General features: G+C 72.7%; 15 protein-coding genes. 7 read left to right on the forward strand and 8 right to left on the reverse strand.

Going from position 1 to position 16,958, the window contains the following annotated elements; genetic code table 11:
- Positions 1 to 189: 189 nt before the first annotated feature.
- On the reverse strand, positions 190 to 927 hold the full coding sequence (locus ASG70_RS00870; protein ID WP_056881971.1) for a DUF3027 domain-containing protein: 738 nt from the start codon (positions 925 to 927) through the stop codon (positions 190 to 192).
- A 2-nt stretch (positions 928 to 929) separates the two neighbouring features.
- Positions 930 to 1,325: a cold-shock protein gene (locus tag ASG70_RS20240; RefSeq protein WP_056881972.1), complete on the reverse strand. Its 396-nt coding sequence runs from the start codon at positions 1,323 to 1,325 to the stop codon at positions 930 to 932.
- Positions 1,326 to 1,515: 190 nt separating this feature from the next.
- Here ASG70_RS20240 and ASG70_RS00880 point away from each other — a divergent pair, with 190 nt between their 5' ends.
- Positions 1,516 to 2,907: an MFS transporter gene (locus ASG70_RS00880; protein WP_235531282.1), complete on the forward strand. Its 1,392-nt coding sequence runs from the start codon at positions 1,516 to 1,518 to the stop codon at positions 2,905 to 2,907.
- Here ASG70_RS00880 and ASG70_RS00885 read toward each other — a convergent pair.
- Positions 2,859 to 3,788, reverse strand: coding sequence for an aldose 1-epimerase family protein (locus tag ASG70_RS00885; protein ID WP_235531283.1), 930 nt, complete (start codon positions 3,786 to 3,788; stop codon positions 2,859 to 2,861). The two genes, ASG70_RS00880 and ASG70_RS00885, sit on opposite strands and share 49 nt — an antisense overlap.
- A gap of 100 nt (positions 3,789 to 3,888) precedes the next feature.
- Positions 3,889 to 4,731, reverse strand: coding sequence for a hypothetical protein (locus ASG70_RS00890; RefSeq protein WP_156399752.1), 843 nt, complete (start codon positions 4,729 to 4,731; stop codon positions 3,889 to 3,891).
- A gap of 177 nt (positions 4,732 to 4,908) precedes the next feature.
- Between ASG70_RS00890 and ASG70_RS00895 the strand changes: the two genes are divergently transcribed.
- Positions 4,909 to 7,179: a helicase-associated domain-containing protein gene (locus ASG70_RS00895; RefSeq protein ID WP_235531284.1), complete on the forward strand. Its 2,271-nt coding sequence runs from the start codon at positions 4,909 to 4,911 to the stop codon at positions 7,177 to 7,179.
- A gap of 30 nt (positions 7,180 to 7,209) precedes the next feature.
- On the opposite strand, the gene ASG70_RS00900 is transcribed toward ASG70_RS00895, so the two are convergent.
- Positions 7,210 to 8,154, reverse strand: a complete 945-nt coding sequence (locus ASG70_RS00900; protein ID WP_056881976.1) for a hydroxymethylglutaryl-CoA lyase — start codon at positions 8,152 to 8,154, stop codon at positions 7,210 to 7,212.
- Between the two features lie 172 nt (positions 8,155 to 8,326).
- On the opposite strand from ASG70_RS00900, the gene ASG70_RS00905 reads away from it, so the two are divergent.
- From ASG70_RS00905 to ASG70_RS19450, 3 genes are all read left to right on the forward strand, one after another.
- Positions 8,327 to 9,052 carry a hypothetical protein gene (locus ASG70_RS00905; protein ID WP_056881977.1) on the forward strand — a complete coding sequence of 242 codons (726 nt, stop codon included), beginning with the start codon at positions 8,327 to 8,329 and terminating at the stop codon, positions 9,050 to 9,052.
- 3 nt (positions 9,053 to 9,055) lie between these two features.
- Positions 9,056 to 10,705 carry a DNA repair helicase XPB gene (locus ASG70_RS00910; protein ID WP_056881978.1) on the forward strand — a complete coding sequence of 550 codons (1,650 nt, stop codon included), beginning with the start codon at positions 9,056 to 9,058 and terminating at the stop codon, positions 10,703 to 10,705.
- Between the two features lie 220 nt (positions 10,706 to 10,925).
- The gene (locus ASG70_RS19450; protein WP_056881979.1) at positions 10,926 to 11,702 is read left to right on the forward strand and encodes a CHAP domain-containing protein; all 777 of its coding nucleotides are present in this window, start codon (positions 10,926 to 10,928) and stop codon (positions 11,700 to 11,702) included.
- A gap of 218 nt (positions 11,703 to 11,920) precedes the next feature.
- On the opposite strand, the gene ASG70_RS00920 is transcribed toward ASG70_RS19450, so the two are convergent.
- Genes ASG70_RS00920 through ASG70_RS00930 form a run of 3 tightly spaced genes read right to left on the reverse strand, consistent with a single transcriptional unit; the run spans position 11,921 to position 15,317 of the window.
- On the reverse strand, positions 11,921 to 12,859 hold the full coding sequence (locus ASG70_RS00920) for an acetamidase/formamidase family protein (protein WP_056881980.1): 939 nt from the start codon (positions 12,857 to 12,859) through the stop codon (positions 11,921 to 11,923).
- Positions 12,856 to 14,325 (reverse strand): APC family permease, encoded by a 1,470-nt coding sequence (locus ASG70_RS00925; RefSeq protein ID WP_082589880.1) that lies wholly within the window; start codon positions 14,323 to 14,325, stop codon positions 12,856 to 12,858. Before ASG70_RS00925 ends, ASG70_RS00920 begins: the two co-directional genes overlap by 4 nt.
- A 44-nt stretch (positions 14,326 to 14,369) precedes the next feature.
- On the reverse strand, positions 14,370 to 15,317 hold the full coding sequence (locus tag ASG70_RS00930) for a proline iminopeptidase-family hydrolase (RefSeq protein WP_082589921.1): 948 nt from the start codon (positions 15,315 to 15,317) through the stop codon (positions 14,370 to 14,372).
- A gap of 101 nt (positions 15,318 to 15,418) precedes the next feature.
- Between ASG70_RS00930 and ASG70_RS00935 the strand changes: the two genes are divergently transcribed.
- Positions 15,419 to 16,174 carry a FadR/GntR family transcriptional regulator gene (locus tag ASG70_RS00935; RefSeq protein ID WP_056881981.1) on the forward strand — a complete coding sequence of 252 codons (756 nt, stop codon included), beginning with the start codon at positions 15,419 to 15,421 and terminating at the stop codon, positions 16,172 to 16,174.
- A 76-nt stretch (positions 16,175 to 16,250) separates the two neighbouring features.
- Complete coding sequence (locus tag ASG70_RS00940) at positions 16,251 to 16,958, forward strand: response regulator transcription factor (RefSeq protein WP_056882071.1); 708 nt, start codon at positions 16,251 to 16,253, stop codon at positions 16,956 to 16,958.

A 16,958-nucleotide genomic window follows, 5' to 3' on the forward strand; every position in this document is an offset into this window, starting at 1 on the left:
TCCGCAGGGCGTCGGCTGTGGACAACGCTGGACAGCGAGTCGTCCTGTGGACGCCGCCGACGCGACAAAGCGGGTGTCGTTCGGCAAACACCGGGCATATAAGTCCCGTGTTGCCGAACGACACCCGCTTTGCGCAGAAGGGGTCGAGGCGCGCGGGGCCGGGTCGACCCGAGGGCGCCCANACCCGGGTCAGACGAGGTCGTAGCTCAGCTCGTCGACGATGGGTTCGCCGGTGTGGACGTGCTCGGCGGGCTCGGCGTCGACCTCGGAGTGGGCGCCGCAGCCGTGGTCAAGACTCACGACGCGACCGTCGGAAGGCGACCAGGCGTTGGCGCACACGCCGAAAAAAGAGCGGAGGGCACCTGCCATCGGCAGGAAGTAGCCGCAGGAGGAGCAGGGTGCGGAGGCCTTCTCGGCGACGTCGGCGTGCGGGCCGTTCTCACCCTCGTACCAGCGCTGCGCCGCGGCTTCGCGACCCTCGGCCGACAGCACGCGCTTGCGGCCGAGGCCGAGCTCGAACGTCGCGAGCTCGTCGACCTCCTCGTCGCCCGTGGCCTCGAACCCGGGCTCGAGCAGCGGGTCGTCCTCCTTGTAGGGGAGCACGTCGCCGGCACCGAGGTCGCCGGGGGCGATGCGGTCGGCGTACGGGAGCCACTCCGGAGAGAGCAGCGCGCCGTCACCGGGGACGAGGTTGGTCTCGCACACCGTGGCGACCTTGCCGCGCGGTACCCGGGCCACGGTGATGGCCCAGCGCCAGCCGGGGTAGGACCGCGCGGTGCAGGCGAAGTAGTGGGTGGCGAGGCGCTCGTCGTCCATCTCCATCCCGAGGTGGTCGCCGACCGTGCCCGACTCGGCGATGGACTCGGCGGCCTCGCGGGCCAGGTCGACGGCGGCGTGCAAAACCAGGTCCCGCTTGAGGGCGGCCATCCTCACGGCTCCAGCTGGTCGGCGAGGAACCGGAGCACCTGGGCGACCTTGGTGCCGTGCTCCTTGTCGAGGCGACGGCCGCGACGAAGGGAGTTGGACGCGCTGTCGAGCAGCTTGATGGCGTCCTCGACGAGCGGCGCGAGGTCCTCGGGCGACTTGCGGCCCTGCTCGCGCTTGCCCGCGGCCACGCTGGGGGCCGGCTCGAGCAGCGTCACCGCGAGCGCCTGGGTGCCGCGGCGCCCCTCGGCCACGCTGAAGTCGACGCGCGTGCCGCCCTTGAGCGTGCTCACGCCCTCAGGGAGCGCGTTGGCGTGCAGGAACACGTCGCTGCCGTCGTCGCCGGAGATGAAGCCGAAGCCCTTCTCCGCGTCGTACCACTTGACCTTGCCAGTGGGCACTGTCCACCTCTACATCGAAAAAGTCTGGGTGCGCTCGGTGCGCATCGCAAGGCTATCTGAGGGTGCCAAATCCTTTCCCGTGCGCGACCGCGTTCGTCCTGCGTATGCCGCCGGGGCGGCCGCTGCGCACGGCTCCCCCGTGCGGGATAACCGGTGTCGGGCTGTCGGTGGGGTGCGGGAGGATGTGCGGGTGAGTGAGTCCTCGACCCCCAAACCTGGCGTGCGCCAGTTCTGGGCCGACCTGCCCGTCCCGGGTCGCTGGCTCCTGTCGACCGTGGCCATCCAGACCTTGGGCCGTGGGCTCACCCTGCCGTTCACCGTCATCTACCTCAACGAGGTCCGCGGCATCTCCCTCGACCTCGCCGGGGCGCTCATGGCGTTCATCGCCGTGGTCGCGCTGGTCGTGACCGGCCCCGGCGGCGCCCTGACCGACCGGGTCGGGGCGCGGCGGATGCTGCTGCTGGCCACGGCCGCCCAGCTCGTCGGGTGCGTGGTGCTGGCCTTCGCGACGACACCGCTGGGTGTGGCCCTGGCGTTCACGTTCCTGGGCTTCAACTTCGGCGTCTCGTGGCCGGCGTTCAACGCCCTCGTCGCCGCCATCACCACGGGGCCTGCGCGCCAGCAGTACTTCGGCATCAACTTCGCCCTGGTCAACCTCGGCATCGGCCTCGGCGGCATCATCGGCGGCCTCTACGCCGACGTGCACCACCCCTCGACGTTCACGGTGATCTTCCTCGCCGACGCCGCCAGCATGCTGGTGCCGATCGCCCTGCTCCTCGGGCCGCTGCGCCACGTCCACGGCCGTGCCGAGAAGCCTGAGGGCACCCAGGGCTCGGGTGGGTCCTACCTCGAGATCGTCCGCAACCCGGTGGTCGTGTGGATCACGGTGCTGACCTTCCTCGGCACGTTCGTCGGCTACGGCCAGATGGAGGCCGGGTTCCCCGCCTTCGCGCGCAAGGTCAGCGAGGTGCCGACGGAGGTCATCGGGTTCGCGTTCGCCCTCAACACCGCGGTTATCGTCGGGCTGCAGTTCGCCGTGCTCCACCGGATCAGCGGCCGGCGCCGCACCCGGGTCCTCACGGTCATGGCCGGGCTCTGGGCCCTGGCGTGGGTGGTGCTCGGCTCGACCGGGTTCGCGCCGGGGACAGCCCTGGCGGCGGCCGGGGTGCTGGCGTTCCACGCGTTCTTCGCCCTCGGGGAGACGCTCCTGCAGCCCACCATCCCGGCGATCACCAACGACCTGGCACCGGACCACCTGCGTGGCCGCTACAACGCGGTGAGCGCCGGCGCCTTCCAGGGCGGCACGATCCTCGGACCAGTGGTGGCCGGCTTCATGCTCAACCACGGGTGGTCCACCGAGTTCGTGGTCATGCTCGTCGTCAGCTGTGGGCTGATGGTGCTGCTCGCCCGGGCCGTCGAGCGTCGCATCACGCCCTTCGTCAACGGCGTGCAGCCACCCCTCACGGCAACCGATGCGGCCGAGGCTGCCCCCGCTCCGGCACCGGGCCTCGCGGCGACTCCCAGCAGCGTGGCTCAGCCCAGCAGCGCGGGCGCGATGCCCCAGGTGCCCGACCACGACTGACCGGGGTCGAGCACGACCAGGCCGTCGCCGGAGTTGAACGCGTTGCTCGGGCACGACATCGGCTCGACGGCGATGCCACGGACCCCGTCGACCCCGGAGTCGGCGCCCTTGGCGGTGAAGACCTGGGCCCAGTCGAGGCCCGGACCGCCCCAGACCGTGACGTCACCGGTCGAGAGACCGCCGACGACCACACCCCAGGCGCCGCCGTCCCGGGTGCGCTCGAGGCCGGTGTACGCGGTGTCGAGGCTGGTGCTCCCCAGCGCCCGGGGGTGCCGGAAGTCCATCTCCGGGCGGACGGTCGCGGTGCCGGTCGGGATCATCGTGTCGTCGACCAGCACCTCCTGCGCCGCCGGGACGGTCAGCTCGACCTCGGCGAGGGACGTCTCCCCGAGCGCGACGTAGGGGTGCGCGCCGTACCCGAACGGCACGGGGCTGCCCCCGACGTTGACGGCGTGGGCGCTCACCGTGAGGCCGCCGGAGTCCAGGACGTAGTTGACGCTGACGTCGAGGATGCCGTCCCAGCCGGGCTGCGGGTGCAGACGCGCGCGGACGGTGAGCGCCGACCAGTCGTCGGCGTGCCAGTGCAGCTGCCAGGGCAACCATCGGACGAGGCCGTGGTTGGCGTTGGACAGGGGGATCTCGGTGATGGCCACCTGGTGGTCGGCACCGGCGAAGGTGTAGCGACCGCCGCGGACCCGGTTCGGCCACGGCATCAGCACCTGGCCGCGGCCGGAGCGGCAGACCTCGTCGGCGGCGTAGCCGGCCACGACGTCGACGCCGCCGACCGTGTAGGTGCGCAGGCCGCCGCCGACCTCGACGACGGTGGCTTCCTGGCGACCGTGACGCAGGACCCACTGCTCACCACTGGGAAAGGTGCTCACCCGGCCCACGCTAGCGGCCACCGGTCGCGGCCGCCGGGCAGCTGGCCTCGCCGCCTCGACCACCCTCCCCAGCAACAGCAGTGCGCCGCCGAACCGGCTGTCAGGCCTTGCGCAGCACCCGGACGACGACCGCCGGGCCGCCGGACTTCTTCGCCACGACGAGGACCACGTCACCCTTGGCCGGAGCCGAGCCGGCGCCACGCGTGGTCGAGTCGACGGTGTACGTGCCCACGAAGCCGTCGGCGCTCTTGACCGACAGCGACGAGGCACTCGAGGCCGTGACCGTCCCGCGCTGGACCGTCATCACGACCGTGGTGCCGGAGCTGTCGCGCACCGTCACCTCGCCGTGCTGCACCGTACCCAGCGGGCCACCCAGCCGACCTCCGGCGAGGGGGTCGGCGCCCGCACCGCCCATGCCGCGCGCCCCTCCCCCCATGCCGCGAGCGCCTCCACCCATGGGCATGCGACCCGGCCCCTGGCGGCCGAGCTCGCGCTGGGCTGGTCCGACCTGCTCGACCCGGGCGCCCCGGTCGTGTCCCGACCAGGCGCGGACCGCGGCGACGGCACCGACGCCGACCAACCCGAGGACGAGCAGCAGGCACAGCCCCGCGGCCACGACGACAGCGATGACGCCGCCGGTGGTCGAGGTGGCCTGGCGCCACAGGCCCGGTCGTGCCGCACCCGGCTCGGGCACAGCGGGTGAGGGACCGCCGGGCCCGGGGCCGGGTGCGGGGTGGTGGGGACCCGGTGCAGGGGCGCCGTACGACGTGCCCTGGGGCTGTGGGGCGCCCTGGGGCTGTGGCGCACCCTGGGGCTGCGGGCCGGGTCGACCCGTGGGCGGCACGGCGCCGGCCTGCAGCGGCTGCGTGGGCTGCCCTCCCTGGGGCGTGCCGCCGAGCGGCTGCCCCTGGGGCGGGTTGGTGGGTCCTGTCGGTTCCGACATCACGGCTCCTCTCGCGAGCACGAGTCTGGATGGGAAACCTGTGACCGTGCTGGGAACGGGCTGGGACCTCCAGGCGAGCTCGGCACCACGAGCAGGAGGCCGTGGACGGTCGTCGACCGCCCGGCCGAGCGGTGGCGCGGTCGACGCGGCGTCGGCCCCGCGGACTACCGTGGTCCGGTGCCCACTCCGACCCGACCCGCGCCGGTCGCAGCGCGGTCGATGGCCGACGACGTGCGGGCACGCACCGACGCCGAGCTGCACGACCTGCTCCACCGGCGTCAGGACCTGGCCCGCCCGGCTCCCGCCGACCTCTCCGCCCTGGCAGCCCGGGCCAGCACCCGCGCGAGCGTGCAGCGTGCGGTCGACTCCCTCGACCTGGCCCACCTCCAGGTCCTCGAGGCGGCGAGCGCAGCTCCCCAACCCGTGACGGCGGAGGCCCTCGCCGCCCTCCTCGGTGCGACGACGGAGCAGGTGGCCCCCACCGTGGACGACCTCTGGGCACTGGCCCTGCTCTGGCGCAGCCCCGAGGGGCTGCGGGTGGTGCGGACCGTCGGCGAGGTGCTCGTGCACCCGGCGGGGCTCGGTCCGAGTGCGAGCGACCTCGCAGGCAGGCCGACAGCGCCGGACGACGTGGCGACGCTGGTCGACCAGGCACCGGCGGCAGCCCGCGCCATCCTCGACCGCCTCACCTGGGGCCCGCCGGTGGCGGTCCTGCCCGCCGGCACCCCGGAGCGGGTGGCCACCGGCGCCCGCTGGCTGCTGGAGCACCACCTGGTCGCGTCGGTGGGTACGGAGCAGCTCGTCCTGCCGCGTGAGGTCGCCCTGGCGCTGCGCGGCGGCCGCAGCCACGCCGAGCCCGCCCTGTCGGCGCCCGCCCCGACCGGCGACACCCGCGAGCCGGGCGCGGTCGACGCCGCGGCCGGCCAGCAGGTCACCGACCTGCTCTCGCTCGTCGACGAGCTGGCCGCGGAGTGGGGCCTTCGACCCCCGCGCGTACTGCGCTCGGGCGGCTTGGCCGTGCGCGACCTCAAGCGCCTCGGCTCGGTCCTCGACGTCGACCAGGTGCGCGCAGCCTTCGTCGCGGAGCTCACCTACACGGCCGGTCTCGTGGCGGACGACGGCTCCCTGGAGCCGTCCTGGGCCCCGACCCCGGCGTACGACGAGTGGCAGCAGCAGCCGGGCGACCAGCGCTGGGCGGCCCTTGCCCGGGCCTGGCTGCTGACGACCCGGGCTCCGCACGTGGTGGGCACGACACCTCCCGGCGCGACCGGGACGGTCAACGCCCTCGGGCCGGACGCGCACTGGCCGCCGGCGCGGGGGCTTCGCCGCGACGTGCTGGACCTGCTGGCGTCAGTCCCCACCGGGCTGGCCCCCCGGGCCGACGAGGTCGTGGCCAGCCTCCGCTGGCACCGCCCCCGACGGGTGCCCGGCAGCGTCGACGCAGTCGTGGCCGCGGTGCTGCGCGAGGCCGAGTGGCTCGGGGTCACCGGTCGTGGAGCTCTCTCCAGCGCGGGTCGCGCGCTCTTGGAGGGTCGCGACGAGTCGTCCCTCGCGGCGGCCATGCACCCGCACCTGCCCACGCCGGTCGAGCACGTCCTGCTCCAGGCCGACCTCACTGCGATCGCACCGGGGCCGCTGGCCGGGGGGCTGGCGACGTTCATGCGCCTCGTTGCCGACGTCGAGTCACGGGGCGGGGCGACGGTCTACCGCTTCACCCCCGACTCCGTGCGACGGTGCCTGGACGCCGGCTGGTCGGTCGACCAGGTCCTCGGAGCCCTCGGCGACGCCAGCCACACCCCGATCCCCCAGCCACTGGACTACCTGGTCCGCGACGTCGCCCGGCGCCACGGGCAGGCTCGCGTCGGCGCCATGAGGGCCTACATCCGCTGTGACGACGAGACGACCCTCGGCGCGATGCTCGCCGAGCGCGAGCTGTCACCGCTGCAGCTGAGGAGCGTGGCGCCCACCGTGCTGGTCTCCCCCGTCGCCGCCGAGACGGTGCTCGACTTCCTGCGCGAGAACGGCTTCGCCCCGGCGGCCGAGACCCCGGACGGCGGCATCGTCGTCCCCCAGGCCGGGCGGCACCGTACGCCGCTGCAGCGCCGCTCCGCCCCCGTCACCGCCACGGGGGTGGACGACGAGCTGGTCACCACCCTCGTCGGTGCGCTGCGCGCCGGTGAGGAGGCCGCGCAGTACCACCGCGACCAGCTGGCGAGCCGTCCCGGACCCAGCCTGCCGAGCACCGACCCGACCACCACGCTCGCCGTCCTGCGCGACGCGGCGGCGGACCGCCAGCCGGTGTGGATCGGCTACTCCGACGCGGACGGCCACGTCCAGCGCCTGCTGTTCCAGCCCGAACGCGTCGAGGGCGGGCGGGTCCACGGGACCGTCGACGGCACCGCCCGCACGCTGTCGATCCACCGCGTCACCGGGGCAGCAGCCGGCTAGGTCGTCGTCGCCCGACCGGGCAGCGGTGGGTCAGTCGTCGCTGCCGGCGAGGGCCTTCACGACCCGCGAGGGCGACGGGCGCCCGAGCTGGCCGGCCATCCACACGCTGGTCTGCACCAGCGCGTCGAGGTCGACGCCGGTCTTCACGCCGGCGCCGTCGAGGGCCCAGACGAGGTCCTCGGTGGCGAGGTTGCCGGTGGCGCTCTTGGCGTAGGGGCAGCCGCCCAGGCCGCCGGTCGAGGCGTCGACGACGGTCACGCCGTGGCGCAGGGCGGTCATGGTGTTGGCGAGCGCCTGCCCGTAGGTGTCGTGGAAGTGCACACCGATGCGTTCGACGGCTATGCCGCGGGACACCAGCGCCTCCAGGAGCCGGCTCACGTGGCCGGTCGTGCCGACCCCGATGGTGTCGCCGAGGGAGAGCTGGTCGGCGCCCAGGTCCATGAGCCGGGCGGCGACGTCGACGACCTGGTCCACCGGGACCGGGCCCTCCCACGGGTCGCCGAAGCACATCGAGAGGTAGGCCCGCACCCACAGCCCCGCGTCGCGGGCCCGGGCGACCACCGGCGCGAACATGTCGACCGACTCCGCCACCGTGCGGTTGAGGTTCTTGCGCGCGAACGTCTCGGTCGCACTGCCGAACACCGCCACGGCGCCGACCCCCGCCTCGAGCGCACGGTCGAGGCCGCGTTCGTTGGGCACCAGGACGGGCCGTCGCGGGCCGAGCCCCTCGTCGCCGAGCAGCTCGAGCAGCTCGGTCGCATCGGCCAGCTGCGGCACCCAGCTCGGGGGCACGAAGGCCGTGGTCTCGATGGTGCCGAGTCCGGCGCCCGCGAGCCGTCGCACGAACTCGGCCTTCACCGTCGCAGGCACGACGGCCTTCTCGTTCTGCAGCCCATCACGGGGACCCACCTCGTAGATGGTCACGGCGGCGGGCAGGTCGGTCGCAGGCTCGCGCTGGGGCAGTCCGGTGCTCACACGCCGATCCTGCCACTCCGGGTGGGCACGGCCGGACCCGCACGGGCTGATCCGCGCGGCCAGCCGCAGCCCGGGTCCGCACGCCGGCCGGAGCCCGATCCGTACGGCTGGTCCCCGGCAGGCGGGGCGCGGGTTAGATTTGGCGCAGTACCGGACGAGCGAAGGACGGCCCATGAGCGACACCCCCAGGCACGACGACCCGGAGGGCCAGCCCTACCGCGACCCCACCGCGCCTGGTGACGAGTCGTTCTCCACGAGCGGCCCCTCCTTCGGGCAGAGCGGTGAGGCGGACCAGGCCCGCGACGCCGGCGCCACCGAGCACACCGAGCAGCTGCCCACCAGTGGCGACACCCAGCAGGTCCCGGCGGCGTCGAGCCCCGATGCGCCCCCGCCCAACCCCTACGGGCAGAGCTACCCGCCGCCCCCACCGCCGCCCGGCTACGGCAACGCCCCGGGTGCAGAGCCGGGGTACGGCAGCGCTCCCAGCGCCCAGCCCGGGTACGGCACACCACCCTCCCCGCCCGGGTACGGCGCCGCGTCGCCGCAGCCCGGGTACGGCTCTGCGCCGTACGGTTCGGCTCCCGGCTACGGCAACGCGCCCTACGGCTCCGCCCCCGGCTACGGGACCCCCGCCCAGGGGAGCCCGGCGGCCATGAGCGGCAGCACCATCGCGCTGCTGGTCGTCTCAGGCCTGCTGACCATCGGCGCCTGCGGCACGGGCATCCCGGCGCTGGTCTTCGCCATCCTCGCCGCCACGAAGAAGGACGAGCCGGCCGAGGCCGCCAAGTGGACCCGCTGGGGCTGGATCGCCCTCGGCATCACCGTCGTGGTCGTGGTCATTGCCATCGTGGGGTTCGTCGCGCTGGCCGTCTCCACCGGTACGAGCTCGGGGTACTGACGCGTGCCTGACGGCCCCCTGATCGTCCAGAGCGACAAGACCCTGCTGCTGGAGGTCGACCACCCCAGCGCCGAGGAGGCGCGCCGCGCCATCGCGCCGTTCGCCGAGCTCGAGCGCGCACCGGAGCACATCCACACCTACCGGGTCACCCCGTTGGGCTTGTGGAACGCCCGTGCCGCCGGCCACGACGCGGAGCAGGTCGTCAACGCGCTCATCACGCACAGCCGGTACGCCGTGCCGCACGCGCTGCTCGTGGACGTCGCCGACACGATGGACCGCTACGGCAGGCTCACCCTCGAGAAGGACCCGGAGCACGGCCTCCTGCTGCGCACGACCGACCGCCCGGTCCTCGAGGAGGTGTTGCGGCACAAGAAGATCAAGCCCCTCGTCGGAGACCGCCTCGACCAGGACCGCGTCCTGGTGCACCCCTCCGAGCGCGGACACCTCAAGCAGGAGCTCCTCAAGATCGGCTGGCCGGCTGAGGACGAGGCCGGATACGTCGACGGCGAGGCCCACCGCATCGACCTCGACAACGCGGACTGGTCGCTGCGGCCCTACCAGCAGCAGGCGGTCGACGGGTTCTGGCACGGCGGCTCGGGCGTCGTCGTCCTCCCCTGCGGCGCCGGCAAGACCCTCGTTGGTGCCGGTGCGATGGCGCAGGCCAAGGCGACCACCCTGATCCTCGTCACCAACACCGTCTCGGCCCGGCAGTGGCGCGACGAGCTGCTCAAGCGCACCAGCCTGACCGAGGACGAGATCGGCGAGTACTCCGGTGCCCGCAAGGAGATCCGGCCCGTCACCATCGCGACCTACCAGGTGCTGACGACCCGCCGGAAGGGCGTCTACACCCACCTCGACCTCCTCGACGCCCGCGACTGGGGCCTCGTGGTCTACGACGAGGTGCACCTGCTGCCCGCGCCCATCTTCCGCATGACGGCCGACCTGCAGGCCAGGCGTCGCCTCGGGCTGACCGCGACCCTCGTGCGTGAGGACGGCCGCGAGGCCGACGTCTTCTCCCTCATAGGGCCCAAGCGCTACGACGCCCCGTGGAAGGACATCGAGGCCCAGGGCTACATCGCTCCGGCGGACTGCGTCGAGGTGCGGGTGACGCTCCCGGACACCGAGCGACTCGCCTACGCCACCGCCGAACCCGAGGACCGCTACCGGCTGGCGTCGTGCAGCCCGGTCAAGATCCCGGTGGTCGAGAAGATCGTGGCCCGGCACCGCGGCGAGCCGACCCTGGTCATCGGGCAGTACCTCGACCAGCTCGATGAGCTGGCCCAGCGCCTCGGTGCCGACGTCATCACCGGTGAGACGCCGGTCGCGCAGCGGCAGAAGCTCTTCCAGGCGTTCCGCGTCGGGGAGATCGACCTGCTGGTGGTGTCCAAGGTCGCCAACTTCTCCATCGACCTGCCCGAGGCGAGCGTCGCCATCCAGGTGTCCGGCACGTTCGGCTCGCGGCAGGAGGAGGCCCAGCGGCTCGGTCGGGTCCTGCGCCCCAAGGGCGACGGCCGGACCGCGCACTTCTACACCGTGGTCTCCCGCGACACCGTCGACGCCGAGTTCGCCGCGCACCGCCAGCGGTTCCTCGCCGAGCAGGGCTACGCCTACCGCATCGTCGACGCGGACGACCTCCCGACCGCGACCGCCTGACCCCGGAGTGACGATGGGGGAGCGCTCCCCTCCCCCCGCCGCCCACCTCACCCGCATGGCGCGAGACACGTTGCGCTGCAACGAATCCAGCCAACGCGGTCCAGCTGAAATGGCGACCCGGCGGGGAGCTCTCCCCATCGCCACCGGTGCGCCGGCGCTCCTACCTTCAGGTCAGCAGCCGGGCCGAGGGGGCCGGGCCACACCACAGGAGCTGAAGAGAATGGGCATCAACACCATCGCGTCCAAGCCGGTCCGCCTCGCCGTGGCGTCCGTCGTCGGCCTCGGCACCGTCGCCGGGATCGCCGTCGCCGCGGACGCCGCCACGGGCACCATCAAGACCTCCGGCGCGAGCTTGTCGGTCCGCAAGGGCCCGGGCACGAGCTACGCCAAGGTGGGCACCGTCGCCAAGGGCACGAAGGTCAACATCATCTGCCAGACCACCGGCAGCAGCGTCAAGGGCACCTACGGCACCTCCAACACCTGGGACAAGATCGGCACCGGCCGCTTCGTCTCCGACGCCTACGTCTACACCGGCTCCGACGGTCGCGTGGCCCCCAGCTGCGGCGGCTCCACCCCCGCCCCGAGCACCCCGAGCGGCGTGATCGGCAACAACTACCCCTACAGCGGCCAGACCTCCGGCGTCGACCCGTGGAACTTCTACAAGGGCCAGTGCACGTCCTTCGCCGCCTGGCGCGCCCGTTCGGTCAAGCACGTCGGCTTCACCAACTCCTACAAGGGCCAGCACTGGGGCAACGCCAACCACTGGGACGACGCGGCGCGCGCGGCCGGCGTCACCACGAGCAGCGTCCCGCACGTCGGTGACATCGCCCAGAGCGACGCAGGCAGCTTCGGCCACGTCGCCTACGTCGCGAAGGTGAACTCCAACGGCACCTTCGTGGTCGAGGAGTACAACTGGACCCACCCGGAGCACTACGGCACGCGCACCGTCAGCCGCGGCTCGGCGCACGGCCAGTTCGACACCTTCATCCGCTTCTGAGCGGAGCGGCCGCACCCCAGCGCCACGGCGACGGCGCCCTCCCTGCAACGGGAGGGCGCCGTCGTCGTCCTCGCGCGCCCCGATACCGGGCCATGGGCCGAAAGTTCACGGCGCGCCCACACTCACGCGCCCCGATACCGGGCCATGGGCCGAAAGTTCGTGGCGCGCCCACACTCACGCGCCCCGATACCGGGCCATGGGCCGAAAGTTCGTGGCCGTCAGAGGGTGTCGAGCACCTCGCGGGCGATGCGGGCGAGCGTGACGGCACCGACAGGGCGGAACGGGTGCAGCGGGTCGGGCGCGACGGAGCCGGTGGGACCGCCCAGCTCGGTGTGCGCGAGGGCGCTCATCACGACGTACGCGTCCTCACGACTCACGCCGCGCTCGTCGACCAGGACCGAGAACAGCGACTCGTAGGCCATGTCGATCGAGTCCTGGACCGGGTCGCCGAGCCCCACGCAGACCAGCTCGCGGCCGGTGTCGACCCGCGGGGCCCGCATCCGTGAGCCGAGTCCCTTGACCACGTCGACGCTGACGGTGACCCGGCCGGCCGCCTCGATCGCGACGAACGACGACTCGCCACGGCTCATCACGGCGTGCAGGTCGCCGAGGGAGAGCAGCGCACCGGGCACCTGCACCGGCAGGTAGACCGTCGAGCCGGGAGCGGCATCCGTGAGGTCCATGTTGCCGCCGGTGGGGTAGCTGGGCATCACGGTCGACAGCTCACCGTCGGCCGGTGCCACCATGACGCACCCGGCCATCGGTGCGACTGCGCAGTCGAGCCGCTCGGTGAGCTGGGCTCGCCCGTCCCGCAACGGGATCCGCCGGACGAACCACTCCTCGCCCATCGGGCCGGCGAGCGCGCCGGCGCCCGGGATGTAGACCGACCAGCCGACGTCGCCGAAGGTGATGTCGTGGATGGTGACGGCGAGGGCATCCCCCGGCTCGGCACCCTCGACGAACACCGGTCCGGTGACCGGGTTGAGCGGCGCGGTGATCTTCGAGAGGTCGCGCAGCTCCTCCATCTGGGCGTAGGCGGCGTCGTCGGTCTCGAAGGAGATCCGGTCGCCGGCCCCGGCAGCGACCCGCAGCACGGGTTCGTCGGCCGCCGAGAGCCCCGGGCGTCCCTGGTCCCTGGTCAGCAGGTGCGTGCTCATGCGCGCTCCCCCGTCGCGATCTCCGCCCGCTCGCCCGCGCCCTCTTCCGGGTCTTCTCCTGGGTCCTCGTCCACGGCGCCGATGCCGGCGGAGTGGCCCGCGGCGTGCTCGGGCAGGATGCCGCGGTCGTGCGTCGTGTACCAGGCCAGCACGAGGACGCCGATGGCCAGCCAGACGAGCCCACCGATCTTCGCGGCCGGCTCGGCGTTCCACAGGACGTAGGCGATCACGGCGAAGCCCAGGATGGGCGACACCCAGTGCAGGAACACGTTGCGCGACCGGTTGCGAACGGCATACCAGCTCAAGACGGACACGTGCAGCAGCAGGAAGCTGGTCAGCGCACCGAAGTTCACCAGCGACGAGATGAGCCCGACCTGGCCGACGAAGAAGAGGCCGGTCACCAGCGTCAGCGCGCCGACGAGCAGGATGGCGCGCTCGGGCACCTTGGTCCGGGTGTTGACGTGCGCCAGGAAGCCGGGGAGCCGGCCGTCGCGGCTCATCGAGAAGAGCAGCCGCGAGGTGGCGCTCTGGGCGGCCACCGCGTTGGCGATGCCGACCGCGAGCGCGTTCATCGCGAGGAACGCCACCTGCCAGCCATGGCTGCTCACGCTCTCGACGATGCCGAAGAAGGCGTTGTTGACGTCGGCCGCGGCGAACTCCTTGGTGTCGGGGACGAGCATCGCGGCCAGCCAGGTCTGGGAGACGAAGAAGGTCGCGACGAGCACGAGGCCGACGACCATGGCCAGGCCGGCAGCCTTGCGGCCACCCTTGGCCTCCTCGCTGAGGGTGGCGATGCCGTCGAACCCGAGGAAGCTCAGCACCGCGATCGACAGGGCCGTCGCGACGAGTCCCGGGGTGAACTCGCCGGAGTCGAACAGGGGCGTGGTCGTGAAGTGCGCCCCACCCGTGCCCCGCGAGATCGCGACGACGGCCATGACGATGAAGACGACGATGAACAGCAGCTCCGCCGCGAGGAAGAGCCGGTTGACGATCGCCGTGAACGAGATGCCGATGTAGTTGACCCCCGTGTTGACGACGAGGAAGACGACGATCCACAGCGCCTTGGGGATGTTCGGGAAGATGCCGGCCATCGACTCCGCGGCGAACACGTAGAGCAGCGTCGGCACCAGCAGGTAGTCGAGCAGGATGGTCCACCCCGCCAGGAAGCCGAGCTTGGGGTTGAGCCCGCGGCCTACGTAGGAGTAGACGGACCCCGCGATCGGGAAGGCGCGCGACATCTGCGCGTAGGACATCGCCGTGAAGATCATCGCGACCAGGCCGATGAGGTAGACGAGCGGCACCATGCCCTTGGACTCGTTGTAGACGACGCCGAAGATGGCCCACGGCGCGATCGGCACCATGAAGACGAGCCCGTAGATGATCAGGTCGGTGGTGGACAGGGTGCGGTTGAGCTCCTGCTTGTAGCCGAACTCGGCGAGCTCGGTGTCGTGCGTGCTGCTGCTCACGGCGCTCCTAGCGTGGGAGGGGTGGTGGGGGTATGGGGCGGGCCTCAGTCGTGCTCGCGCAGGAAGCCACCGACGACCTGGGTGAAGGCCTCGGGCTCCTCGACGTGGGGCATGTGGCTGGAGTCGGCGAAGACGTGGGACCGCGCGCCGGGGATGCGCTCGACGAACGGCTCCCACACCAGCGGCATCGCCTCGTCGTGCGCGCCGCTGACGACCAGCGTCGGCACGGCGATGCCGGGCAGCCGGTCGACGACGCTCCAGTCCTTGAGGGTGCCGACGACGTGGAACTCCGACGGGCCGTTCATCGTGTGGTAGACGGTCGGGTCGGCCTCCAGCTGGGCGAAGGACGCCAGCACCTCCGGCGGGTTGGGCACCACCCGGCAGACGTGCCGGTCGTAGAAGACCTGCATGGCCGCGGCGTACTCGGCGTTGTCGGTGGTGCCCTGCTCCTCGTGGTGCAGGAGCGTGGCCTGCACCTCCTCCGGGAGCCGGGTCCGGAGGGTGGCAGCGGCCTCCAGCCACAACGTCATCGAGGCGGGGCTGTCGGCGATGGTCAGGCTGGCAACGCCACCGGGCGCGGCGAGCAGGACCTCGCTGGCGAGCATCCCGCCCCACGACTGGCCGAGCAGGTGGAACCGGTCGGCGATCCCGAGGTGGTCCACGACCGCGCGCAGCTCCTCGACGAACAGCTCCACCGTCCAGGACGCCGGGTCCGCGTCGGGCAGGTGGGCGCTCAGGCCGCAGCCGAGCTGGTCGTAGTGGACGACCGCGCGCCCGTCCCCGGCGAGTGACGTCATCGCCAGGGTGTAGTCGTGGGCGACGCCCGGGCCGCCGTGGAGCACTACGAGCGGCGCCTGGGAAGCGTCCGGTCGCAGCGCCTCGGGGTCGCCGGTGACGCGGAACCACGTCTGGTGGCCGCGGAACGGGACGGTGCCCGTCCGGCTCGGTGCCGGTATGGCGCGGCCTGCTGTCGGTGCCTTGTCTTCTGTCACGACGATCTCCTGGTGGACGACCGCGCCACTCAACCGCACAAATGGTCTGGTGACAATACCTTTGACGCCGTCGTGAGACGCGCGACCCGTAGACTCCGGCCGTGAGCGAGGGCGAGCAGCTGGGGAGCGGCCACGGCATCGGGCTCGACCCGTTGCGCGTGAGCATGACCGCCTCCCTGACCGACCGGCTCGTCACGGCGATCGCGGTCGGCGCCTACTCCCCCGGCGAGCGGCTGCCCCCGGAGCGCGAGCTCGCCGCCTCGCTCGGGGTCTCGCGCGTGACGTTGCGCGAGGCGCTGCGCCAGGTCTCCGAGCTGGGTCTCGTCGAGGCCCGTCGCGGTCGCGGCGGGGGCACCTTCGTCTCCACCGTGGACTGGGGGGAGGTGGCGCCGCAGGTCGCCCGGCGCACCCTCGAGGTCGAGCTGCCGCGGCTGCGCGAGCTCTTCGACTTCCGCTGCCTCGTGGAGGGGATGATCGCGCGCACGGCCGCCGAGCGACGCACGGCCGACGACGTCGCCGAGCTGCACGCCGCGCTCGCGGACTTCGACCGGGTCGAGGGGATGATCGAGGCGCGCGCGCTCGACCACCGCATCCACGGCCTCATCACGGCCGCCGCCCGCAACCCCCACCTCAGCCTGCTCAGCGCCCGCCTCACCGCCGCGGCGACCCTGGGGTTCGGCGCCGAGCCCTACGCCCCGGAGTTCCTCGCCCAGGCCCGCGCCGAGCACGCCGAGCTCGTCCGCCACGTCGTCCTCGGCGACGCCGACGGCGCCGGGCGCTGCGCCCAGGCCCACTTCTCGCTCACCCTCGAGTCGATGCAGGCCGGGCTGCGCAAGGCCGTGGCCCGCTCCACCTGACGACCAGCGCCGAGCCGCTCGACGCGCCCAGACGCCATACAGGCAACTCCCAGACTCTGCCCGGACACTGGTGGTCGTGACCACCGCACCACCTGAAGCACGCCTGCTCGTCGTCGAGGACGAGCCCAACATCCGTGAGCTGCTCGCGACCTCGCTGCGCTTCGCAGGGTTCGAGGTCCACGTCGCCGGCGACGGCGCGACCGCCCTGAACGTGGCGGCCGCCCACCAGCCCGACCTCGTCGTGCTCGACGTCATGCTGCCGGACATGGACGGGTTCACCGTCACCCGCAAGCTGCGCGACAGCGGACGCCAGGTGCCGATCGTCTTCGTCACCGCCCGCGACTCCCTCGACGACAAGATCAAGGGCCTGACCGTCGGCGGCGACGACTACGTCACCAAGCCGTTCAGCCTCGAGGAGGTCGTCGCGCGCATCCGGGCCGTGCTGCGGCGTACCCGCGGCGAGCTCGACGAGAGCGCGGCCCTGCGCTTCGAGGACCTCGAGCTCGACGAGGACTCCCACGAGGTGCGCCGCGGCGGCCGGTCGATCGACGTGTCGCCGACGGAGTTCAAGCTGCTGCGCTACCTCATGCTCAACCCCAACCGGGTGCTCTCGAAGGCGCAGATCCTCGACCACGTGTGGGACTACGACTTCCGTGGCGAGAGCGGCATCGTGGAGTCCTACATCTCCTACCTGCGCCGCAAGATCGACGTCGACGGCGTCCCGGCACTGATCCACACCAAGCGCGGTGTCGGCTACGTCCTGCGCCGCCCGCCGGAGGCCTGA

Source organism: Phycicoccus sp. Soil748 (genome assembly GCF_001428025.1).
Taxonomy (GTDB): domain Bacteria; phylum Actinomycetota; class Actinomycetes; order Actinomycetales; family Dermatophilaceae; genus Pedococcus.